Consider the following 21132-nt stretch of genomic DNA (forward strand, 5'->3'; position numbering starts at 1 on the left):
CATCTAATTTTCTATACCTAATTTATGAGTTTAATTCTTCCCCAACGTACCCTATCCCGTCGCAATTTCCTCCAACTATCTGGACTTTCAGGCGCAAGTTTACTTCTAGGTGGCTGTGGAACTAATTTATTTTCAAATAATGTTGGACAAATATTTAAGCCACTAAATCAATCTTTTGAAGAACTTTTGCTTAGTCAAAAGCCTGTACCTGAATTTTCTATTAATGAGATTGAACCAGAAAAATTGTTGATAAATAGCTTTAACTTCACACCACAAATTGATCCTGCACAGTTTAGTCTCAAAATTGATGGAGAAGTTAGCAACCCAACGCAGTTGAGTATGACAGATATTCAAAAATTGCCCTTGACTTCAATGGTGATTCGTCATATTTGTGTTGAAGGGTGGGCAGCGATTGTTCAATGGGGAGGTGTGCGATTAAGAGACTTAGTTGCCATAGCGCAACCTAAATCAAATGTGCGTTACGTCTATTTTAAATCGGCTGATGGTTACTATGAAAGCTGGGATATTGCTTCTGCTATTCATCCTCAAACGCTGATGGCTTATCAAAAGAATGGAAAACCATTATCACCTGAAAATGGTGCGCCCCTACGTCTAGCATCTCCTATTAAACTTGGCTACAAACAAAGTAAGTGGGTGACTCAGATTATGTTTGTCAGTAATTTATTGCCCACTACAGGCTATTGGGAAGATCAGGGTTATGAGTGGTTTGCTGGACTTTAGCACTGTAAAAAAAAATAAAATTCAAAACTCGTTTTATCCATTTATCACTAAGTTAAAAAGAGGTGCAATCAATATGGAAGTTAAAGATGCGATTTTATTATTACATCCAGTGTTAGCTGTAATTGTAGTTTTTCCCCTAATTGGGATTATTGTCAACCGGGCTTTACAAATTCGTCAACGCCGATTAGAAACTGTGGGAACTGGCAAAAGTAAAATTCCCCCTGCTGTTGGACAAGAACACGTCCAGTTAGGGAAATGGTTAACAGGCTCGGTTGTTGGTATTGTTTTAATTGCGTTAGCTAATGATATTTTTGTGAATATTATAGATAAGCAAGTTTGGGTTAAATCACAATTTCAGGTAATTTTTATTGGGCTATTATTTGTTGCAACTACTGCTTCTTTGTATTTACTTTATCAAGCAAAACAACCAAATTGGCGTGGTATATTTGCAACTCTGAGTGGGGTTGGGTTAGTTGTGCTTGGTTGTCAAGATGGTGTTTACCGCAAAACTGATCAATGGTATATTTCTCACTACTATTATGGAGAATTAGCTGCTTTATTAATGATTTTTTCACTGGCAATTTTACCAGATATATACAAAGATAAAACGAATCGCTGGCGCAAGGTTCATATTATTCTCAATTGCATCGCTATTTTGCTATTTATCGGACAAGGAATTACAGGGACAAGATCATTATTAGAAGTTCCTCTGAGTTGGCAAGAATCTTATGTGCATATGCTTTATGAGCAGAAATGTGATATAAAACCTTGCACAGTTCAAGCACCTTCTTTAGCTCCAAAGCCTTAGTAATTTTACATACAGCAGATTGCAGATCAATGAGGTACAGAATCAAAATTGAAACCTATACACCAAGCCAGTTTTACTCCTGACTCCTGACTCCTGACTCCTGACTCCTGAATTCTGCTGTATGTTACATATCTCGCAGTGCATAACCTACTCCACGCACTGTGTGAATTAAACGCTTCTCATTTTTTTCTTCTAATTTTAAACGTAGATAACGAATATAAACTTCAATAATATTAGAATCTCCCATAAAATCATAACCCCAAACTTTTTCTAAAATTTGTTCTCTTGTAAAAACTTGCCGGGGATGGGAAAGAAGATATTCTAATAAATCAAACTCTTTTGCTGTTAATTCAATTGTCCGCTTACCGCGATAAATTTGGCGAGTGCGACGATTTAAACTTAAGTCTTCAAACTGCAAAATGTCTTCGTCTGTTTCTTGAGTACGGCGGAGATGAGCGCGAATTCTTGCTAATAGTTCTTCAATACTAAATGGTTTGATTACATAATCATCTGCTCCTGCATCTAAACCAGCAACGCGATCGCTTACTTCATCTTTTGCTGTTAATAAAATTACTGGTATTGAGTTTCCAGTTGCTCGCAAACGGCGACAAATTTCTACACCTGATAATCCTGGTAACATCCAATCTAGAAGAGCTAAATCTGGTGATAATTCTCGCGCTAATGTTAACCCAGTCATGCCATCATTAGCAACGGTGACTTGATAACCTTCACTACTCAGTTCTAATTCCACGAATCGTGCTAGTTTGACTTCATCTTCAACTAAAAGAATATGTGCTGGCATATTTTTAAATTATTCATATAACGAGTTTAGGCTGGTAATTGATACAGCAGGAGTCAGGAGTCAGGAGTCAGGAGTCAGGAGTCAGGAGTCAGGAGTCAGGAGTCAGAAGTAAAACTGGCTTGGTGTATAGGTTTCAATCTAGATTCTGTACGTCATTGATCTGCAATCTGCTGTAATTGTCACCTGCTATATTATTAATTATTAAGTAAACTGATTGTAAATATACTTCCTTCTTCCAACTTTGATTGTACAGTCACATTACCCCCCATGCCTTCTATAAGAGTTTTGACAATTGATAAGCCTAAACCAGAACCACCTGTTGCAGAACTGCGGGATTCATCTACGCGGTAAAAGCGTTCAAAAATCCGTTCTTGGTGTTGTAAAGGAATACCATAACCTTTGTCGCAAACTTGAATAGTTACTTTATCATGAAACTGGTTTAATTTTAATGTTACTGGCATTCCAGCTTCAGAATATTTAACAGCATTATCAATCAAATTCAACAATACTTGTTTCAGACGACTATAATCTGTTTTTACTTCTATTGGGTAAGTTGTTGATTCGATTGTAATGATGCGATCACTATATTTTGCTGCCATCTCGACAACTTCTTCAACTAAGTCATTCAATATATAGTGTTTCATCTGAAAACGTAAGTAACCACTATCGGCTCTTGCTAAATCTAGTAAATCTTGTAGCAAGCGGATGGTATGTTCCGCTTCTGATGAGGCAGTTTCTAAGGCTTCTATTTGAATTTCTGTTAAGTTATTTTGTCGTCGTAAAACACTTTGCAAGTAACCATGTACAATTGTTAAAGGTGTGCGTAATTCATGGGAAACGTTACTGACAAATTGTCGTTCTTGTTCCCAAGATTGGGAAAGACGGGATAACAACATGGTTAATGTTTGAGCTAATTCTTTGACTTCGCTGGGTGCATTATCAAGATATAGTTGTGCTTGTCCTAAGTCTTCTATGGAAATCACAGAAGTCATTTGACTTAGTTGACGTAGAGGTTGCAGAGAACGCTGAATATAAAATGCGATCGCTACCGTAATCACAATAATTGCTAAAATGCTGGCAATAGTCAAACTCCTTACCATTGCCATAAACATTGTTTGTTCAGTGGTAATATCCTTGACTACAAATAGCGTACCCAAAAGTTTACCCTGGACTTGCAAAGAACCACCACTCATAACGAAGTAGTTTTTGTTGACTTGGTAAACTTTGGGTTTAATCGACATATTGGTAAGAGACATTAATTCAGCCACTGTAGAATCAGATAACAAATCTAAAGTGGCAGATTTGACCCAAATTTTATTATCAGCACTTTTTAACCATAATAATGTATTGGTATTGGCTAAGTTATTAATAGCTTTTTGCACCCCTGTTTCGGGTTGCATCATTTCACTATAAAGTTGGACATCATGTGGCACACGGTTAGCAATTTGTTGAATGTTATGTTTATGAGTGTCAATCAAAATTTGCTGCATTTTCCAACTAGTCCATATAGCGAGGCTACCTAATGCCGAAGCGGAAAATATAGCAATACCAATAGTTAGGCGTAATCGTAATGAACATGGATCAATTCGTTGACAAATTTTTCTAATTTGCTTCACTTTTTTATTTATAATTTTGTTCTTATCAAAAGGTTTTTAATTAAATTTATTTATAGCGGTTATCGGTTGAGTGAGGTACAAAAACCCCACCCCCAACCCCCTCATCGCTTGCGGGGAGGGGGCTATGATGTATCTCATTCAAGTGCATACCGCTATAATAATTAATTAATGAAATAAAATATTTTTTCAAATTTTTCTCTATTAATAATCTAAATCAATTTAGCAATAATTACATTAATTTAATCTGAGAATTCGCTGAAAATTTCGGTTGTTGTTTGTCCGTGCCTAAATCAGCCCATTATACAGTATAATTTGGGATCAAGAAATCAAATTATAGAAGCGGGGAACCTCAACCCCCTGAATTAGTTAAAATTTATTAAAATTCTCAAATTTGGAGTTTTTTGTCCTGTGCTGAGTTCTCCGTTACCAACTATTAATGCTCTGAAACAACCTACTAGTGATGCTTGGATAGAGCAAGCGATCGCTAATTTGGATATTATCTTACTCGATCATTCCCACTGTGAGCGGAAAGCGGCTGGGGTAGCTTTAAATTTTATGTTTCGTTACCCGTCCAATAGTAAAATGGTACGGGAGTTAACTGCGATCGCTCGTGAAGAACTAGAACATTTTGAACTAGTCAATCAATGGCTAGAACGCCGGAATATTCCCCTTGCACCCCTGTCAGCACCTCCCTACGGTGCAGGGTTAAAAACGCAAGTGCGATCGCAGGAACCAGCACGATTTTTAGACAATTTACTAGTTACTGGTTTAATCGAAGCGCGGAGTCATGAACGCTTGGGACTTTTGGCTGCGAACTGTCCGGAACCAGAATTAGCTAAATTTTATCGGGCTTTGATGGCATCAGAAGCGCGACATTTCGGCACATATTGGGTATTAGCTGATACTTATTTTGAGCGAGAAATAGTTATGCAACGTCTTGATGAATTAGCAGTTGTTGAAAGTGAATTATTAGCAACTTTACACCCAGAACCAAGAATTCATAGTTAATTTAGTACTTATTTGAGTTGTGAATATGGAAAAGCACAGATACTCAATTGCTTAGAGAAGTTGGGTATTTTGTTGTTTACCAATGATTTATAGGAATCATAAATGATATTTGATAGCTTGCGTGGCGTAGCCATAAAATTTTAAGTCTCACCATTGCTAAGGTGGGCATTGCCCACCCTACGTATATTTCAAAAATCAAATATTATTCTTATAGTAAGATGCCTATAGACTAAGGACTTTCATTGATGCAATATTATTACCAAGATTTTTTAATTCGTGACTGGGAAGAGAGAGAACGGACTCAAGCAGCAGAGGTGATTCGTTCTGTATTATCAGAATATGGTTTAGGTTGGGAACCAGATGGTGCTGATAGAGATGTGTTGCAAGTTGAGGAATGTTACCTAGCTGCTGGGGGTGAGTTTTGGGTAATTGAACACCAAAATCAGATAGTAGGTACGGGTGCATATTACCCCATACATCGGGGAGAGAAAGCTGTAGAAATCCGCAAAATGTATCTTTTACCAACTGTGCGGGGTTTAGGATTGGGAAAGCATTTGTTACAACAACTAGAAACTGCGATAGCGAACCGTGGATTTGAGCAAATTTGGATTGAAACCGCTAGTGTTTTAAAAGCCGCAGTCAAACTATATGAAAGTCATGGTTACATCCCCACAACAGGTGTGGAAACACAAAGGTGCGATCGCATTTACGTTAAATACCTTCTTAGTAATGATATCAAGTCCAGTTGAAGGCTATCATTAGGGCTGACGCAAAGACGCAAAGATGCGGAGAAATAAATTTTCATAGTAAGTGATGATCTGGGCTTGATATGACCTTAATTTTTAATTTTTAATTCTTAATTTTTAATTTCCTAAAGGCGTTAAATAATGACAATTTTCAAAAGCTTACTCAACCTGTTTCTGCAATCTAATTGCCCTTTGTGTCAACGCAGCACACCAAGCGACTTATGTCCATATTGCAACAAACAACTACAAAGCTGTAATCTCAAAGAACCTAGTTATTTATGGCAACAACCATTACCAGTATTTGCGTGGGGGATTTATGGCGGTTCTCTCAAAAGAGCGATCGCAGTGATGAAATATGAAAATCATCCAGAAATGGCTTCTATTCTAGGACGCTATCTAGGAGAAGCATGGTTATTAAATTCTCTCGAAGCCAATCCACAGCCAGTAATTGTACCCATACCACTCCACGCTAAAAAACTTCAAGAAAGAGGTTACAACCAAGCTGCACTCATAGCTCAAGGTTTCTGTCAAATAACGGGTTTCAAGTTACAATTAAATGGTCTAGAAAGAATTAAAGATACTAAAGCACAGTTTGGTGTATCCGCTTCTGAGCGAGAAAAAAATTTAGCAGCAGCTTTTTCTTTAGGGACAGATTTTCGCCGTCGTCAACCTAAAGCACCAGTGCTATTAGTAGATGATATTTATACAACAGGCGCTACTGCTAAATCTGCTGTGTACACACTTAATCAAAGCAACATTTCCGTTCTGGGTTTAGCCGCTGTTGCCACTACTGCTAAAGAAAGATCAATAGCAAGTTGATGGTCAAGTTATGGCTGAAAAATCTATAATTAGCAAGATTGCCCTGTATTTTTAGTAATACTATCTCAATTTATGAATAAAGCTTTGACTGCGGCTTTAAGAAAAATCATTATCTTTCCTGTTACTTTACTAACAATGAGTATAAGCATAAATACAGCTTTGGCTCAAAAAAATAATTTAAATAATTTAAATAATTTATATAGTCCAATTCCTTTACCTAGTAGTACTGAACTTTCCGATACTTTATCAGATAAAGATATTCCTACAGGTCAAGGAGGATTTGCCCGTGATTACACGGTGAAGTTAAATAAAGGTGATAATCTAGCAATTGATCTGTCATCGGAGAACTTTGACGGTATGATTACACTATTAGCACCTGATGGCTCAACAGTTGGAGAAAATGATGATGGACCTGATGGTACTAGCAATTCTCTGTTGTTTAGCCGTATTACTGAAACCGGAAATTACATCATTCGTGTCCGGTCTTTTGGAGAAACTGGGGTAGGAGAATTTAAACTCAAGGTGACAAAACTGCAACCAGTAAAATAAACCATTTTGAATTTTGAATTGACCGCTATATGTAAAAGTTTAGAGAATATGTTGCAAGCGGCTAATACGCTCTGAGTAACTTTTCATCACCTGTATGGCAAACATGGGTGTTTCCTGAACAGCGAAGAGAAATCCCTGTTCATTCAGAAAAGCAAGTTTGCAGTTGGTTTTAGCTTTCGCTGTGTAGGTTCTATGTTTTATCCCTACTAGTACACCAGTCCCAAAAACTTCACCTGATGAAATTGTCTCCACTGCTTTGCCGTTAACGAATATCTCAACTTCACCGTGGAGAATGCCATACATGGAACCACCTGGCTGTCCTTCTTCAAAGATAACTTCACCTGATGAAAATTCTTCAGCGTTGGGTTGTTTTTGAAAGATGGTGATTGTTGCTACAGGGCTTAACATAAAAGCGTTTCCAATTTGGATGAGTAATACAAGAACTGAGGAAAGTATACTATTTTTTACAGCATAAATTCGGATGCATTTAAGAATCACGCAGTATTATTCATTCAGGTACAAGAACAAGTCGAATGCAGTGATATCTTAGCGGATGTTTGGAAAGTTAGACGATTTTAGATTTTGGATTTACCCCACGGATTTATCCGTGGGCTTGCACCATCAAGAAATCATTGGTCAAAAGTCAAATCATAATGTTGACAAAGGGTGATCAGTTTTTGTTTGATGAGCGATCGCACTTTTTCCGGTGAGACTATTTCACACTCATCCCCATAACGCAACACTTCCCGTACCAACCAGAAGGGATTTGATACATTTCTGACGACTTGGCGGACTTCTCCAATCACTTCGTTGCTGATGTCGTTAGGTTTTGGTTCATAGGCTTTAATCAGACCTTTGGATAAGTGTAAGTACACTTTTAGGGAGTCTAGCCCTTCATGCCGCCATTGTCCGTTTACTGGTACAACACCTTTAATTTTATCTAGACGCAAACAGCGATTGTGTATGAGTTCTGGGAAGTCAGTCTTGCCAATATCTTCAGTTTCGTCGCACCAAATATTTAGGTAAAAGCGTTTCTCTTCAAAAGCAATTTCGGCATAACGCACTGTAAAAGACAGGTCTCCCAGTTGAGGATTGGCATAGAGTAAGTGAAATGGTTGTTGATTTTGGCGGAATTGGTCTGCAAGAATGCGCCATGCTTCCGTAGGTTGGCTCACTTGCTGGAGTAGCAATTGACGCATGGGAAGCTCAAGTTGCCCTCGTTCCAATAACAAACTGGAGATAGTTTGCGCTTGTTCAATAAAACCGGAGTCTTTTAGTAGTCCGATGGCTTGCTGGAGTGCGGTCACTTGCGTTGAGTTTAAACTGAAAGGTTCACCGACTTCAAACTCTTGTTGTGCGATCGCTACCAGCAATCCAGACACGCTGGGAGACTTACCCCAGAAGATCCGCAATTTTCGGGCGATTTCTTCCAGTTGTTCTTTTGTACCAGAGGGAATTGACAGTGTAATTGTCTCTTTTTTCCTTGACATTTAAAAAATGTAATTACAGTCTTGACATATAGTGGAATTTACAGTTATTGTATCTGTATTAGAGATTCACGGCTAAAAAACAGCCCAATAAATAGTTGTAATTGCTAATCTGGTACTTATAAGCCAGATTAAAGAAGTTTCTTGAGATATGCAAAACTGCAACCATTAGTTGCAGAAATTGAAGTGAGTTATTAAGGGTATGTCAGAAAACTACAGTATTCAACTCAAACCTGTTTATTCGCAAACAGTCCCCACACCTGACGGGGTAAAATTACCAGATGGTTGGTCTTTATCTTGGCATCAATTAGAGACTTTAAAAGCATTACGCGATCCAAATATTGATGTAGTTTTCAATACTGCAATGACAGGAGATGGTAAAAGTTTAGCGGGATATTTGGACATTTTACAACAGCGTTCTCCGGTTTTAGCCTTATATCCTACAAATGAACTCGCTAGAGATCAAGAAAAACAAATTAGGGGATATATTGAGAAATTCAAACCTGAACATGAACCCCGTGTTAATCGTTTAAGTGGACAAGAATTAGAAATTTATGCTGAAGAAGAAAACTTAAAAAAAGGAGTAGCCTTAGAAACTCGCGCTGCACAATCTGAAATTTTACTTACCAACCCTGATATTTTTCACTATCTTCATTATGGTGCATATTTACTTTATAAAGATAATCCTGATAAACTCTGGAATAGAATAGATAAGCGGTTTAAAGTCATTATTTTTGATGAATTTCATGTATTTCAATCTCCACAAATTGCCAGCGTAATTAATACAATGCTGTTAATCCGTCGTACAAATAGGAGTAAAAAGTTTTTATTTCTTTCTGCTACACCAAATCCCCAGTTAATTGAGAGACTTAAATCAGCAGATTTTCGCTGTCATGAAATTAACCCACTGGAAGAGAAAAAATATTACTTTCCTGATACTTTAGCTGAATGTGAACATCTAAAAACCCAAGATTGGCGAAAAGTAGTCGGGGAAATATCATTACAGTTTGTTAGTTTAGAATCTACATCAAAAGCTTCTGAAACTTGGTTAAAAGATCATGCAGAATTGATTTTAAATCATTTCCAAAATCATCCAGGTAGTAAAGGCGCAATTATTCTCAATTCCATTGCTGCTGTAAAACGGTTAACAGAGTTTTTCACAACTTTTCTTCAGCCTTATAATTTCACAGTTGCAGAAAACACTGGGTTATCTGGTAAGAAAACCAAAGAAAAATCTTTTGATGCTGATTTAGTTTTAGGAACTAGCACTATTGATGTTGGTGTAGATTTCAAAATCAACTTTTTGTTTTTTGAATCAGCAGATGCGGGTAATTTTATCCAGCGTTTAGGTAGACTGGGAAGACATGATAGTTATGAAAGGGATGGAAAGCAGATTAATTTTAATGAATTTACTGCTTATGCACTTGTTCCAGATTTTTTAGTGAAAAGGCTTTTTGAAAAAGATGAAAATCATGAAGCACCACCTTTGAAATTAGGTGAAGTTTATGAACGTCCATTTTTTCATGAACAAATTAGAGATAAATATCGCAAAATCAATGATTTTACAGGTTATTACTTTAAGTGGGGAGTTGTTCAATCTATGCGACTGGTTCGACAGTTGGGACATCCTAATATTAAACAACAATATGCAGCAGGTAGTCAGGAAGCACTCAAGAAAGATTGTGAGATAGTTTTTGGTACTGACAAAAGAAAAGCCAATCTTAAAGCCGCGTTTGTCCGTAGTAAAGAATGGGAAAAAAAATGGCACGAACTTTCAGGAAAAGATCAAGGAAATCCTATTTTAGAAGAAGCTGTGAGTTTTCGCGGTAAAAGTTCTTTATTGTGCGGAATTTATGATACTACAGAACAAAATGAAACTGATAAATTCAAAACCTACGATTTACCCGGAATTCTCAGCAACTTGGAAATTGAACCAATGACAGCTACAGAATTTGAACGTCGTCGCCAAGAAATTTCAGAACGCACAGATACAGCCATTCCCAAAGGTAGATTTAAAGAATGTCTAGGGTTTATGAAATTAATTCGCTATCGTGAAGAAAGACTAGATTGGAAATTTACTTATCCTGGGAATTTAAAACCTTTTGCTGATACTTGGGATGTGCAGGTATTATTAGATATTCAAGTTTGGCAACCTGCAAATTATTGGATTAGTGAAATTAACAAACAATTGAAAAAACAAGCATTAGTTAGTTATGTGTTGCCTTTTCCTATGGAGAGAGTACGTCAGCAAGGAAGATTACCCATGCACTTTCAAATTTACCCTATTAGCGATCAGTCTAGTGTTTTAGATAATACACCTCCATACTGTATAGCCTTTGGACAGTCTGCACTATTGCTAGACACCTTGACACATTGGTTTAAGAGTAAAGGGGATGAGATATGGATAGCGTAGTTTTTATATCCCTAATAGGGGTTCGCTGCTTTGTGAGCAGGGTAGAGTCAGCATCAGTGAATGATGAGTCTGTGTTTCAATCCCTAATGGGCTTGTTTTAAGACCCTACAAACCAAGGATAGCATGAAAAATCCATATGGGTTTTTTCTATGGTTACAGATTCATATTCACTGATATATTGTAAAAAGAAATTTTTTGACTAAAATCGCTGGTCTTACAAAAAAGAGTGTGCTAGGCTCTAAGTAATCCTTTAAAGCAGGACAAACTCAGATGCAAAGCCATAACCCTGACCCCTTAGACCAATTGCGTTATGTAATGAATGATCTAATTGATCGTATCAAAGCGCAGCAACAGCATAACCTCATTCAAGACAATCGAATTTCAGAGCATGACCGTCGAATTGAAGAAATAGAGGAATCAATGGACTTATTCTTCAGAAAAATTGGTCAATTTGATTATCTAATTGGCAGAAATCAGGAACTAGAGGAAAAAAATGATTTTTACTTGCGAGATTGAAATATTGTCATTATGAGTAATTCCATTTCTGACGATTACACACATCTACTTATGGAAGTACAACAACGGATTCGTTCAGCCCAGTATGAAGCATTAAAGGCGGTTAATCGGGAAATGATTAGCTTGTATTGGGATATTGGACAAATGATTGTCATCAAACAACAGGATGCTATTTGGGGTAAATCAGTAGTAGAAAAATTAGCAAAAGACTTACAAACAGAATTTCCTGGTATTAGTGGTTTTTCTGCTCGCAATATCTGGAATATGCGGAATTTTTACATCACATATAGCCAAAATGAAAAACTGCAACCAATGGTTGCAGAAATTGGATGGACTCACAATTTAGTCATTTTAGAAAAGTGTAAAGATGACTTAGAACGAGAGTTTTATATTAGAATGACTCGAAAATTTGGCTGGACAAAAAATGTTTTGATTCACCAAATTGAAAATCAAACTTATGAAAAAACTCTGCTTAATCAAACTAATTTTGATCAAAATATTTCAGTAGAGATACGTAACCAGTTAAAACTAGCAGTTAAAGATGAATATACTTTTGATTTTTTAGAATTATCGGATGAACACAGTGAACGACAGATAGAAGAGTCAATTTTGGCAAAAGTTCAACCATTCCTGCAAGAAATGGGTGGCATATTTGCCTTCATTGGTAGTCAATATCGTTTAGAAGTTGATGATGAGGAATATTTTATAGATATCCTATTATATCATCGGCGTTTAAAGTGTTTGGTAGCAATAGAATTAAAAATTGGTAAATTTTTACCTGAATATGTGGGCAAAATGCAGTTTTATTTAGCTATTTTAGATAACACGGTAAAACTACCAGAGGAAAATCCTTCTATTGGCATTATCCTTTGTAAATCCAAACAGAGAACCATTGTTGAATATGCACTAAAGGAATCTAATAAACCAATTGGCGTGGCAACTTACCAAATAGTTTCTAAATTACCGCAAGAACTAAAAAATCAACTTCCAGATCCAGAACAAGTTGCTAAATTATTAGAAGGATTTGAATAAACATTAGGTGCAGAAAATGGCTAAAAAAAGTAAAAAATCAAATGAACATCAACAACTATCACTCTTAGAAACACAAACAGAAAGTGATTCAACCTCTGAACTATCAGATGATGATTGGATGACAGGTGATGATTCTGATTTTGACTATACATCTAATTTAAAAGTTGAAACAAAAACAGGGGCAATACTCACACTCAAGTTATTGCAAAATGCAATTAAATCTGAAAATCATGATGATTTAATCATGCAAGAATTTAGTGATTACGTTTTACCTAATCTTTTACGGGTAGCGGTTGGAGTCACAGCCAAAGGTGGTAAATTTTTTGATTACCTTGATCAAAAGAAAGAAAAGGAAATAGAAGATTATCATAACAATAATTTAGGGAAAAATCAAAAAATAAAAGAACCGAAAAAATTTGATCGTAGAAATGCAGGTGATCAATCCTTAAATACTCATTTACTCAATGGGTTACTACCAGCTAATTTAATAGAACGTCGTCTAAAGAAACTTGATACAACTGCAAGAAGAGTTATTCAAGAACAAGAAAGGCGACTATTAATTGCTGGGTTTATTCTCCATGATTTTGAAAAATTTGATTATCGGCTATTTCTGAAAATGCCAGATAAATATAAAACAATTCGACAAGATAAAGAACAAGACATTCGGAAATTATCTGTAGAAGAACATCGGGAAATTATAGATGTTATGATCTGTGAATTAGGACTTGATAAATTTGTTAGTCCTGATGAACCAGCAGCATGGCAAGAATATCAAGATGATTTGTTATTTATTGCCTATAATGCCCAGCGTCGGAATGATACAAATCTCAATCTTTCTGAACATGGTTTACAACCAAAAATTGATGATGATATCTTGATATGTCTTGCTGATTTAGCCTATTTATCTGATTTACTTTCTTCAATTATCAAACATCCTCAAGACGCGGAAAATCAGACATTAAATGGAATTCTTCACAGTCTCAGTGATGGTAAATTAGAATTCACCTATCATCACATTTCCGAAAATAGAGGAGTTTTAACCAACGTTGTTAATAATGCAGTAATTGAAGCTCATACTAACTTAAATACCGCAGAAAATAGATATTATCAACCTTTGTTATATCTACCAACTGGGGTAATTTATCTAGCGTTACGGGATGCTCCTCCTATTTCACCTGAAACTTTACCAGATTTGGTAGTTAATAAAATTAAATCTCTTTGTGCAGGTCAATTAAAACTCCGACAAACTGGATTTGGTAGAGATGGAAAAGGGATGAAATATGCTGAATATTACAACCTCTTTTTTGAATCTCCTGGTTTAATGCAAGTTGCGTTAGATGCTACCTTACGCATTCTCAATTCTGGTAAAACATCTGTTGCTAAAAGTCGCAGTGAGAATTTAGTTAAATTTCAAAAACAAAATGTTTTATCTGTTGATTATGATTTTCAATTTGATGATAGTATCCGTATTGATCAAATTGCCGAATTTGGAGATTTAATTACTCGCAAAATTTGGGAAGAAACCGTTGAAAAAATCGAACTTGCTAGAAAAAAAGATAAAAAACTTCCAGAAGTTACTAAGTTTGATTTAATTCACAAAATCGCTGAATTTTGGAATTTAACAGAATATTTACCCCAAGTTCGAGAAATTCAACGCATTAATGAAGGTTTGAAAGAACAAAAACTCAAAGGTAATACAGGAGGTGTACCCTATGAATGGTATTACCTAGCAGCTAAATATTTAGAAAAAAATCCAGGTATTGAAGATGTCCGCGAAAACTGTCAACAGGTAATTTATTACTTGACAGATTTAATTTCACCAATTCTTGCACAATATCAATTACCTGATGGTTGGGATGATTTAAGGTTGTGGGTATCAAGAGTTGTCATGTTACCTACTACGAATAAAGAAATATCTGTAAAAACTGAAGTTGATAATTTTATCAATGAGTTGAGTAATTATAATGCTGCGAAAAAACCAGGGAGAGGTAAACAATTAATTTGCTCAATTTCTCATTCTGCATATACTGTAACTGAGCAAATGGAATCAGCAGTTTTATTTACTCCTCAAGTTTATACAAACAAACAAATGTTAGGAGGTTCTAACGCTAAACGCAATATTTCTAGTATTGCCGGTGTAGAAATGATGCTGAGACAGATTCTCATGAATCAAACTCAAGCTGTAGGTAAAAGATTTGAAGATGGTAAATATCGCTATCTCTACTTTTATCCAACTTATTACTTCACTCCAGAAACTAATAAGTTTTTACAAAAAGCTTACATGAATATTGCTCAAACTCGTTTTGATACTAGCATCCGTAATCATTTCATTAGTAAAGATTTACAGGTTGATTTGGGTAAAGAAAATTATCAAAGTGTGGATAGCTTCTTAATTGATGAAAATTTAGATAGTGAAAAAGACCGCACATTTAAACTTTCCTATCCAGAAGATCAACCTTTAACATTTTACTTCATGGCTTTACCTCCTGGAAGAGATAGCACTGATACAGAATCTTGGGTGATGCCGAGTTGGTTAGCGTTTGCTTTTCCCATGATTTTAGATGTGAAAACTGTAGTTTCCGAGTCTCCTATTCCCCCATTTAATGACGGTGCAGAATTTGAAGAAACCGTATTTCTTGATAGTGCGCCTCATGCTTTTCGTACTTTGGTAAAAAGAGATAGATTTCGCCTTGATTACATTCTGGAAGGTTGGGAAGAGTACGGTATTCAATATCCTGCACCTTTAAATGTTTTGACTGCTGCTTACGCTATTCATTTAGATGTGAATGCTAGACAAGGTAAGACTGGTTATGATGCTAATTGGGGGAAATTTACGGAATTAGCAAAGGATTTTGAAACCAGTCCACTTAATGTCTTTGCTTATCTGAATAAATGGGTGCGTAACCAAGGAGTTGAAACAGCAAGGATTGAAAAAATCAAACTTTACACCTATCATTTTTACCCTTGTTTTGATCCTTATACAAAATTTGATTCTAATGAGGAGAAATTAATTGTGGGAGAAACATCAACTTTGAATCATCCAAAGAAATTAACGGAACTTTATCGCCGTTTTTATCGAGCCAATAAAAGATTTAATCCTAAAGCTAATGCTGTTTTAAAACCCATTGATATTGCTGCGGATATTATTCTCAAAGCAGATTTATGTATGTTTGGTGGAGAAGTTTTAACTTCAGCCGTAGCGGCAGAGATTTTTAAACTCATGGATCGGGTACATTCTTCTACTGCTGAAGGACGTTGGATTATGAATAAAAGGGAGGAAGAAAGACAAGCAGTTTTAGAGTTTGCACACTATTTTGTAGTGGATGTATTTGAGGGGTGTTTTAAGAGCGATCGCGCACGTTTAGCAGGTCGTCAATTAAACCTCATTCGAGATACTTGTGAATTTCTTTATCGCTTAGAAGATGACAAAGAAAATTCTGTAAATGCTGAAAATGAATCGTAGTGGTTTATCTCGTTATCTCGTTCCCAGTCTCTGACTGGGAATGTAATCAAGAGGCTCTGCCTCTACCTTATTTTACAGAAGGCAGAGCCTTCAAAAAGTCATTCCTATACAGAGTATGGGAACGAGAAAATAGCAACAAATCTATTACCTCAATTAACCTCATTTTGGAGAAACATCATGGCACTTTTAAAAACAGTTGATGCTAAATTATTTCAATCAGAAATTCCCTACAAACCAATGGGTAAATATGTCCACTTTCTCACCATCCGCGTGACAGAATCTTACCCTCTATTTCAAACAGATAGCGAACTCAATAAAGCACGAGTAAGGGCTGGAGTTAAAGATAAAAACACCATTAGCCGTCTTTCAATGTTCAAGCGTAAACAGTCAACACCAGAAAGATTAGTTGGTAGAGAATTATTACGTAAATACGAATTCATGACAGCAGAAGAATGTGAGTATAACGTATCTTTTGCAATGGATAATCCTGATTGTATTATTTACGGTTTCGCTATTGGTGATTCTGGTTCCGAGAAATCAAAAGTTGTTGTAGATACTGCATTTTCTATTACATCATTTGATGAATCTCATGAAACATTTACTCTTAATGCACCTTTTGAAAATGGGACAATGGCTTCTAAGGGAGAAAAAGATTCTAAACCAGGTGAAGTAACTAGCAGAATTAACCAACAAGACCATATTAGACCACAGGTTTTCTTCCCTAGTATAGTCACACTTAAAGACCCCACAGAAGCTAGTTTCCTTTACGTTTTTAATAACATTCTGAGAACTCGTCATTATGGCGCACAAACAACCCGCACAGGTAGAGTGAGAAATGAATTAATTGGTGTTGTTTTTGCTGATGGAGAAATTACCAGTAACCTGCGGTGGACTCAAGCAATATATGACCAAATGAAGGCTAATAATACCCTAAAATCACCTGAGCCTTTAGATGAAGATGATGTAATTGCTGCTGCTAAAAATGCAATTGAGAATTTAATGGCTGATGAGTTTATTGTGCATACAGACTTTATTGGTGATGCTTTTGTACCTCTGATTAATGAAGTAAAAAACCTCACAAATAATGAAGTAGGAATTAAATCAATTTTGCAAAAAGCTGACACTGAAGCTAAAGAATATGCCAACAAACATATCAGCAAAAAGAAAACTGCTGCTAAGACTAAGTAACAGCCATGACAATTATCTACCGTTGTCAATTAGAACTACACGACAGCCTCTATTTTGCCACCCGTGAAATCGGCAGACTATACGAAACAGAGCCAATAATTCATAATTACGCCCTCTGTTATGCACTCGGTTTAGTTGATAGTCCTGTCTATTCAACTACCGTTGCTGAAGAAGATTCCTATCGCTATTTCTGCCCAGAACAAGTGCCAAAATATGAACAACATTTAACTCCTTTAAATGAACAAGGAATCTATATAACTCCGGCTCGTTCTTTGAATCATGCAGCTATTCTGAATACATGGAAATATGCAAATAATAATTACCATGTAGAAATGGAGAAAACCCAAAAGAACATTCCCAGTTTCGGACGAGCAAAGGAAATTGCGCCAGAAAGTCAATTTGAGTTTTTTCTAATTGCTCAAAAAGAGATCAAATTACCTAAATGGATTCGCTTAGGTAAATGGATGAGTAAAGCAGAATTAACCATTGAGAAATTACCACAACCAAAAACAAAAACTGATTTATTCACCTGCACTCATCCTCTAAATCCCTTAGATGTCATGTTTACCAATCAAGTCATTAGTTATGATGTGGTAAATATGCCTCCAGTTAGCCTCATTCAAAATGTGCAAATTCAAGGAGAATATTATGTTTTTGATGATATCAAAAATGTAAAACTTCCCAAACTAATGCAATACCGTTTTCGTGCTTAAAATGTCATCGGTGGGCATTGCCCACCCTACTTTAAATTATCAATCATGCCCCATAGTCTCATCCTCAACATTACCCCCCAATCTCCCATTTACCCCAATTTCCTCACTGGCAGACATTACCACGCCTTATTCCTTAATCTCGTGAGTTCTGTTGATAGAAAATTAGGCGACTACCTCCACGAATCAAACGCCGATAAAGCCTTTACTCTCTCACCATTACAGGTACAAAGCAAACATAAAATTCAATCTCATACTTTGCAATATGCTCATCAAAACCCTATTCCCGCAGGTACTTCTTGTTGGTGGCGTATTTCTTTATTAAATGACAATTTATTTAGTCAACTTACACCTTTATGGTTAAATATTAACCCCGAACAACCTTGGCATTTGGGTTCAGCTAATTTATATATTACCAGTATTCAAGGTACACCCCAATCTAATCAACCTTGGGCAAATGCTTGTAGTTATAACCAACTTTATCAACAAGCAAGTGAGCAAGAACGCAATCTTAATTTCATCTTTGCTACACCTGTAGCTTTCCGTCAAGGTGCATTTGATAATGTTCTTCCAACACGAGAATCTGTGTTTAATAGTCTACTTAATCGCTGGAATAAATATAGCGGTATTGAATTAACTAATATTCCCATTGAATCTATTTATCCAAGTGCTTTTAAGATTGAAACTGAAGTTATTAGCAACTATGAAAATAAATTGATTGGTTGTTTAGGTGAAATTAATTATCGCATTCTCGGCAATGTGGAAACAACAGGAATTAAACAAATTAACGCTTTAGCTAATTATGCTTTATATGCGGGTATTGGTAGAAAAACAACAATGGGAATGGGAATGGTAAGAAGAAAATTGTAGGTTGGGTTGAGGAACGAAACCCAACAAAAATGTTAATAATATGATCATGTTGGGTTTCCTCGCGTCAACCCAACCTACAGATTAATTGTTTTTAATTGTTTTAAAAAATCAAATCTGGAAGACTATATGCTGTCAACTGTCACTTCTTCTGATGATTACGTTAATATCGCCTCCTTAAACCAATATTCCTATTGTCCTCATCGTTGTTGGTTGATTCATTGTGCAGGTGAATTCATTGATAATCAATACACTATTGAAGGCACAAGTTTACATGAACGAGTTCACACTGTGGGAGAAGTAAACCGTGATGAAACTTGGCAGATACGAGCAATTTATCTCAAATCAGATCGATATCAACTTATTGGAAAATCTGATTTAATTGAATTTGAAAATGGTGAATTTTATCCAATTGAATATAAACGTGGACGTAAAGGAGAATGGGATAATGATGAATTACAAGTTTGCGCTCAAGCTTTGTGCTTGGAGGAAATGACTGGTAAAAATATCAATTCTGGCTATATCTATTATGCTCAAACACATCAACGTAAATTAGTAGAAATTACGCCGGAATTACGTGCTAGTACCATTGCAACTATTGAATCTGTCCAAATGTTGTTATTTACAGGTGCTATGCCAAAAGCTGTAAAAACAAAACGCTGTGATGGTTGTAGTCTTTATTCTCGATGTTTGCCTCAAGCTGTTGATAAGGTGGGACGTTATCAAGAGGCAAATTGATTGGTTTTTAATTGATGTAAAAAACCCAAAACATTTCTAAAACTCTTTTTACTGTCACCTGTCACCTGTCCACTGTCACCTATTTTGAGGATTAATTATGGGAACTCTTTACGTTACACAAAATGATTCTTTTATCGGGAAGGTTGATGAACGGATTCATGTGAAGTTTGAAAAGAAGATACTTCAAGATATCCCGTTTATTCATCTTAAAGATGTGGTAGTATTAGGACGTGCAACTGTTTCTCCGGCTGTTGTTTCTGAATTAATGACTCGTCATATTCCTCTCTCTTTTATTGATGAAAGGGGTCATTATTTGGGACGTTTAGAACCAGAGATGACTGGTAATATTTTCATTCGCAAGGCACAATGGCAAGCTGCGGGTGAGTCTCCCCAATCTATTCATGTAGTACAAGGTTTTGTGAGGGGAAAGTTGAAAAATTACCGTCAGATGTTAATGCGTCGTCAACGTGAATCTAATGATGTTGATTTATCTAAATATATTACTCGGATTGAACAAGCAATTGCTCCCATTGATTCAACTCATAATATCAATTCTCTGCGTGGTTTAGAAGGTGCTGGTAGTGCTGCTTACTTTGGTTGTTTTAATCAATTGATTCATAATCCTGAATTTTCTTTTACTAAACGTGTGCGTCGTCCAGCGACTGATCCGGTAAATTCTTTACTCAGTTTTGGTTATTCTTTATTGCGTCATGATGTCCAAGGGGCTGTGAATATTGTGGGGTTTGATCCATATTTAGGATACTTGCATTTTGATCGCTATAACAGACCTTCTTTAGCTTTAGATTTGATGGAAGAATTTCGTCCTTTGGTGGTAGATACGGTGGTTTTATCTATTTTGAATAAGCAATTATTAACACCAGCCGATTTTGTCACTGAACCTTTAAGCGGTGCTGTTCATCTCACTCCTGAAGGACGCAAAACTTTTTTGACTTTGTACCAAAAGAAAAAATTATCGGAGTTTAAACATCCGGTTATGGGGCGTAAATGTAGTTACCAAGAAGCTTTTGAACTTCAAGCTAGGTTACTTGCTAAATACTTAATGGGAACAACTGATAAGTATCCACCTTTGTTTTTAAAGTAATCAATCATTATCTCCCTGAAATACCCCTCTGGTAAACCTCTCCCCGCAACGGAGAGAGGCTTTGAATTTGCTCTTTTCCTCTGAGAGAAGGGTGTGAAGTGATGCAGAAATGATATGTAGTTGGAGTATGCAGTCTTTGTAATGAATGTTGTTGTTTCTTACGATATTTCTGAGGATAAACGTCGTACTAAAATTCACAATATCCTCAAATCTTATGGACAATGGGTGCAGTATAGTATTTTTGAATGTCAGTTAACTGATACTCAATATGCTAAACTGCGATCGCGTCTCAATAAACTTATTAAGCCAGATACCGATAGCATCCGTTTTTACTTTCTCTGTGCTTGCTGTTTTGGTAAAGTGGAACGCATCGGTGGTGAACAACCCCGCGATGAGACTATTTTCTTCGCTTGATGCGCGGATGGGTGGGTGTAAAAAATCCCGGTCAGAAAAAAATGGCTGAAATCATATCTATACAAGGTTTTCATGGTTTTTCTTTGGTTCACCCATCCGCGCACCTTACACAG

Annotated in this window: 20 protein-coding genes; 16 read left to right on the top strand and 4 right to left on the bottom strand. The window is 36.2% G+C overall.

All coding sequences use genetic code 11. The features are described 5' to 3' along the window. Window positions 1-24 precede the first annotated feature (24 nt). Together H6G68_RS08180 and H6G68_RS08185 are read left to right on the top strand one after the other, a co-directional pair. A complete protein-coding gene (locus H6G68_RS08180) occupies window positions 25-741 on the top strand; it encodes a molybdopterin-dependent oxidoreductase (RefSeq protein ID WP_190906174.1) in 717 nt (238 codons plus the stop codon). A 73-nt stretch (window positions 742-814) separates the two neighbouring features. Further along, window positions 815-1549 carry a DUF4079 domain-containing protein gene (locus H6G68_RS08185; protein ID WP_190906175.1) on the top strand — a complete coding sequence of 245 codons (735 nt, stop codon included), beginning with the start codon at window positions 815-817 and terminating at the stop codon, window positions 1547-1549. A 124-nt stretch (window positions 1550-1673) separates the two neighbouring features. Here the strand turns inward: H6G68_RS08185 and H6G68_RS08190 are convergent, their stop codons facing one another. Next, window positions 1674-2351, bottom strand: coding sequence for a response regulator transcription factor (locus tag H6G68_RS08190; protein WP_190906176.1), 678 nt, complete (start codon window positions 2349-2351; stop codon window positions 1674-1676). A gap of 194 nt (window positions 2352-2545) precedes the next feature. Beyond that, window positions 2546-3967, bottom strand: coding sequence for an ATP-binding protein (locus tag H6G68_RS08195; protein ID WP_190906177.1), 1422 nt, complete (start codon window positions 3965-3967; stop codon window positions 2546-2548). Window positions 3968-4375: 408 nt separating this feature from the next. Here H6G68_RS08195 and H6G68_RS08200 point away from each other — a divergent pair, with 408 nt between their 5' ends. The 4 genes from H6G68_RS08200 (at window position 4376) to H6G68_RS08215 (ending at window position 7089) form a co-directional block, all read left to right on the top strand. Then, entirely contained in the window at window positions 4376-4975 is a 600-nt protein-coding gene (locus H6G68_RS08200) for a MiaE family protein (protein ID WP_127055419.1), read from the top strand. 245 nt (window positions 4976-5220) lie between these two features. Further along, window positions 5221-5724: a GNAT family N-acetyltransferase gene (locus tag H6G68_RS08205; protein WP_190906178.1), complete on the top strand. Its 504-nt coding sequence runs from the start codon at window positions 5221-5223 to the stop codon at window positions 5722-5724. A gap of 138 nt (window positions 5725-5862) precedes the next feature. Then, window positions 5863-6540 (top strand): ComF family protein, encoded by a 678-nt coding sequence (locus H6G68_RS08210; protein WP_190906179.1) that lies wholly within the window; start codon window positions 5863-5865, stop codon window positions 6538-6540. Window positions 6541-6612: 72 nt separating this feature from the next. Then, a complete protein-coding gene (locus H6G68_RS08215) occupies window positions 6613-7089 on the top strand; it encodes a PPC domain-containing protein (RefSeq protein ID WP_190906180.1) in 477 nt (158 codons plus the stop codon). 39 nt (window positions 7090-7128) lie between these two features. Here the strand turns inward: H6G68_RS08215 and H6G68_RS08220 are convergent, their stop codons facing one another. Together H6G68_RS08220 and H6G68_RS08225 are read right to left on the bottom strand one after the other, a co-directional pair. Then, window positions 7129-7497, bottom strand: a complete 369-nt coding sequence (locus H6G68_RS08220) for a cyclic nucleotide-binding domain-containing protein (RefSeq protein WP_190906181.1) — start codon at window positions 7495-7497, stop codon at window positions 7129-7131. 221 nt (window positions 7498-7718) lie between these two features. Further along, on the bottom strand, window positions 7719-8579 hold the full coding sequence (locus H6G68_RS08225) for a helix-turn-helix transcriptional regulator (protein ID WP_190906182.1): 861 nt from the start codon (window positions 8577-8579) through the stop codon (window positions 7719-7721). 199 nt (window positions 8580-8778) lie between these two features. On the opposite strand from H6G68_RS08225, the gene cas3 reads away from it, so the two are divergent. The 10 genes from cas3 (at window position 8779) to cas2 (ending at window position 21019) form a co-directional block, all read left to right on the top strand. Beyond that, on the top strand, window positions 8779-10989 hold the full coding sequence (gene cas3, locus H6G68_RS08230) for a type I-D CRISPR-associated helicase Cas3' (RefSeq protein WP_190906183.1): 2211 nt from the start codon (window positions 8779-8781) through the stop codon (window positions 10987-10989). Between the two features lie 270 nt (window positions 10990-11259). Continuing rightward, window positions 11260-11505: a hypothetical protein gene (locus H6G68_RS08235; protein ID WP_190906184.1), complete on the top strand. Its 246-nt coding sequence runs from the start codon at window positions 11260-11262 to the stop codon at window positions 11503-11505. Between the two features lie 12 nt (window positions 11506-11517). Beyond that, window positions 11518-12537, top strand: a complete 1020-nt coding sequence (locus tag H6G68_RS08240; RefSeq protein WP_190906185.1) for a PDDEXK nuclease domain-containing protein — start codon at window positions 11518-11520, stop codon at window positions 12535-12537. Window positions 12538-12553: 16 nt separating this feature from the next. Then, a complete protein-coding gene (gene cas10d, locus H6G68_RS08245; RefSeq protein ID WP_190906186.1) occupies window positions 12554-16000 on the top strand; it encodes a type I-D CRISPR-associated protein Cas10d/Csc3 in 3447 nt (1148 codons plus the stop codon). A 177-nt stretch (window positions 16001-16177) separates the two neighbouring features. Further along, window positions 16178-17188, top strand: a complete 1011-nt coding sequence (gene cas7d / locus H6G68_RS08250; RefSeq protein ID WP_190906187.1) for a type I-D CRISPR-associated protein Cas7/Csc2 — start codon at window positions 16178-16180, stop codon at window positions 17186-17188. Between the two features lie 5 nt (window positions 17189-17193). Further along, complete coding sequence (cas5d, locus tag H6G68_RS08255; RefSeq protein ID WP_190906188.1) at window positions 17194-17901, top strand: type I-D CRISPR-associated protein Cas5/Csc1; 708 nt, start codon at window positions 17194-17196, stop codon at window positions 17899-17901. Window positions 17902-17946: 45 nt separating this feature from the next. Beyond that, a complete protein-coding gene (gene cas6 / locus H6G68_RS08260; RefSeq protein ID WP_190906189.1) occupies window positions 17947-18768 on the top strand; it encodes a CRISPR-associated endoribonuclease Cas6 in 822 nt (273 codons plus the stop codon). Window positions 18769-18894: 126 nt separating this feature from the next. After that, window positions 18895-19503 (top strand): CRISPR-associated protein Cas4, encoded by a 609-nt coding sequence (cas4, locus tag H6G68_RS08265; RefSeq protein WP_190906190.1) that lies wholly within the window; start codon window positions 18895-18897, stop codon window positions 19501-19503. Window positions 19504-19600: 97 nt separating this feature from the next. After that, the gene (gene cas1d / locus H6G68_RS08270) at window positions 19601-20605 is read left to right on the top strand and encodes a type I-D CRISPR-associated endonuclease Cas1d (RefSeq protein ID WP_190906191.1); all 1005 of its coding nucleotides are present in this window, start codon (window positions 19601-19603) and stop codon (window positions 20603-20605) included. 141 nt (window positions 20606-20746) lie between these two features. Next, the gene (gene cas2 / locus H6G68_RS08275; RefSeq protein ID WP_190906192.1) at window positions 20747-21019 is read left to right on the top strand and encodes a CRISPR-associated endonuclease Cas2; all 273 of its coding nucleotides are present in this window, start codon (window positions 20747-20749) and stop codon (window positions 21017-21019) included. The last annotated feature ends 113 nt before the right edge of the window (window positions 21020-21132 follow it).

This window comes from Anabaena catenula FACHB-362 (assembly GCF_014698735.1).
Lineage (GTDB): Bacteria > Cyanobacteriota > Cyanobacteriia > Cyanobacteriales > Nostocaceae > Anabaena > Anabaena variabilis_A.

Bases quoted from the DNA above. Each gene is read 5' to 3' on its own strand.
- cas1d (WP_190906191.1), top strand. From the start codon at position 19,601: ATGGGAACTCTTTACGTTACACAAAATGATTCTTTTATCGGGAAGGTT.
- H6G68_RS08235 (WP_190906184.1), top strand. From the start codon at position 11,260: ATGCAAAGCCATAACCCTGACCCCTTAGACCAATTGCGTTATGTAATG.
- H6G68_RS08240 (WP_190906185.1), top strand. From the start codon at position 11,518: ATGAGTAATTCCATTTCTGACGATTACACACATCTACTTATGGAAGTA.
- H6G68_RS08180 (WP_190906174.1), top strand. From the start codon at position 25: ATGAGTTTAATTCTTCCCCAACGTACCCTATCCCGTCGCAATTTCCTC.
- cas4 (WP_190906190.1), top strand. From the start codon at position 18,895: ATGCTGTCAACTGTCACTTCTTCTGATGATTACGTTAATATCGCCTCC.
- cas10d (WP_190906186.1), top strand. From the start codon at position 12,554: ATGGCTAAAAAAAGTAAAAAATCAAATGAACATCAACAACTATCACTC.
- H6G68_RS08225 (WP_190906182.1), bottom strand. From the start codon at position 8,579: ATGTCAAGGAAAAAAGAGACAATTACACTGTCAATTCCCTCTGGTACA.
- H6G68_RS08210 (WP_190906179.1), top strand. From the start codon at position 5,863: ATGACAATTTTCAAAAGCTTACTCAACCTGTTTCTGCAATCTAATTGC.
- H6G68_RS08185 (WP_190906175.1), top strand. From the start codon at position 815: ATGGAAGTTAAAGATGCGATTTTATTATTACATCCAGTGTTAGCTGTA.
- cas5d (WP_190906188.1), top strand. From the start codon at position 17,194: ATGACAATTATCTACCGTTGTCAATTAGAACTACACGACAGCCTCTAT.
- H6G68_RS08205 (WP_190906178.1), top strand. From the start codon at position 5,221: ATGCAATATTATTACCAAGATTTTTTAATTCGTGACTGGGAAGAGAGA.
- cas3 (WP_190906183.1), top strand. From the start codon at position 8,779: ATGTCAGAAAACTACAGTATTCAACTCAAACCTGTTTATTCGCAAACA.
- H6G68_RS08215 (WP_190906180.1), top strand. From the start codon at position 6,613: ATGAATAAAGCTTTGACTGCGGCTTTAAGAAAAATCATTATCTTTCCT.
- cas2 (WP_190906192.1), top strand. From the start codon at position 20,747: ATGAATGTTGTTGTTTCTTACGATATTTCTGAGGATAAACGTCGTACT.
- cas6 (WP_190906189.1), top strand. From the start codon at position 17,947: ATGCCCCATAGTCTCATCCTCAACATTACCCCCCAATCTCCCATTTAC.
- H6G68_RS08220 (WP_190906181.1), bottom strand. From the start codon at position 7,497: ATGTTAAGCCCTGTAGCAACAATCACCATCTTTCAAAAACAACCCAAC.
- cas7d (WP_190906187.1), top strand. From the start codon at position 16,178: ATGGCACTTTTAAAAACAGTTGATGCTAAATTATTTCAATCAGAAATT.
- H6G68_RS08190 (WP_190906176.1), bottom strand. From the start codon at position 2,351: ATGCCAGCACATATTCTTTTAGTTGAAGATGAAGTCAAACTAGCACGA.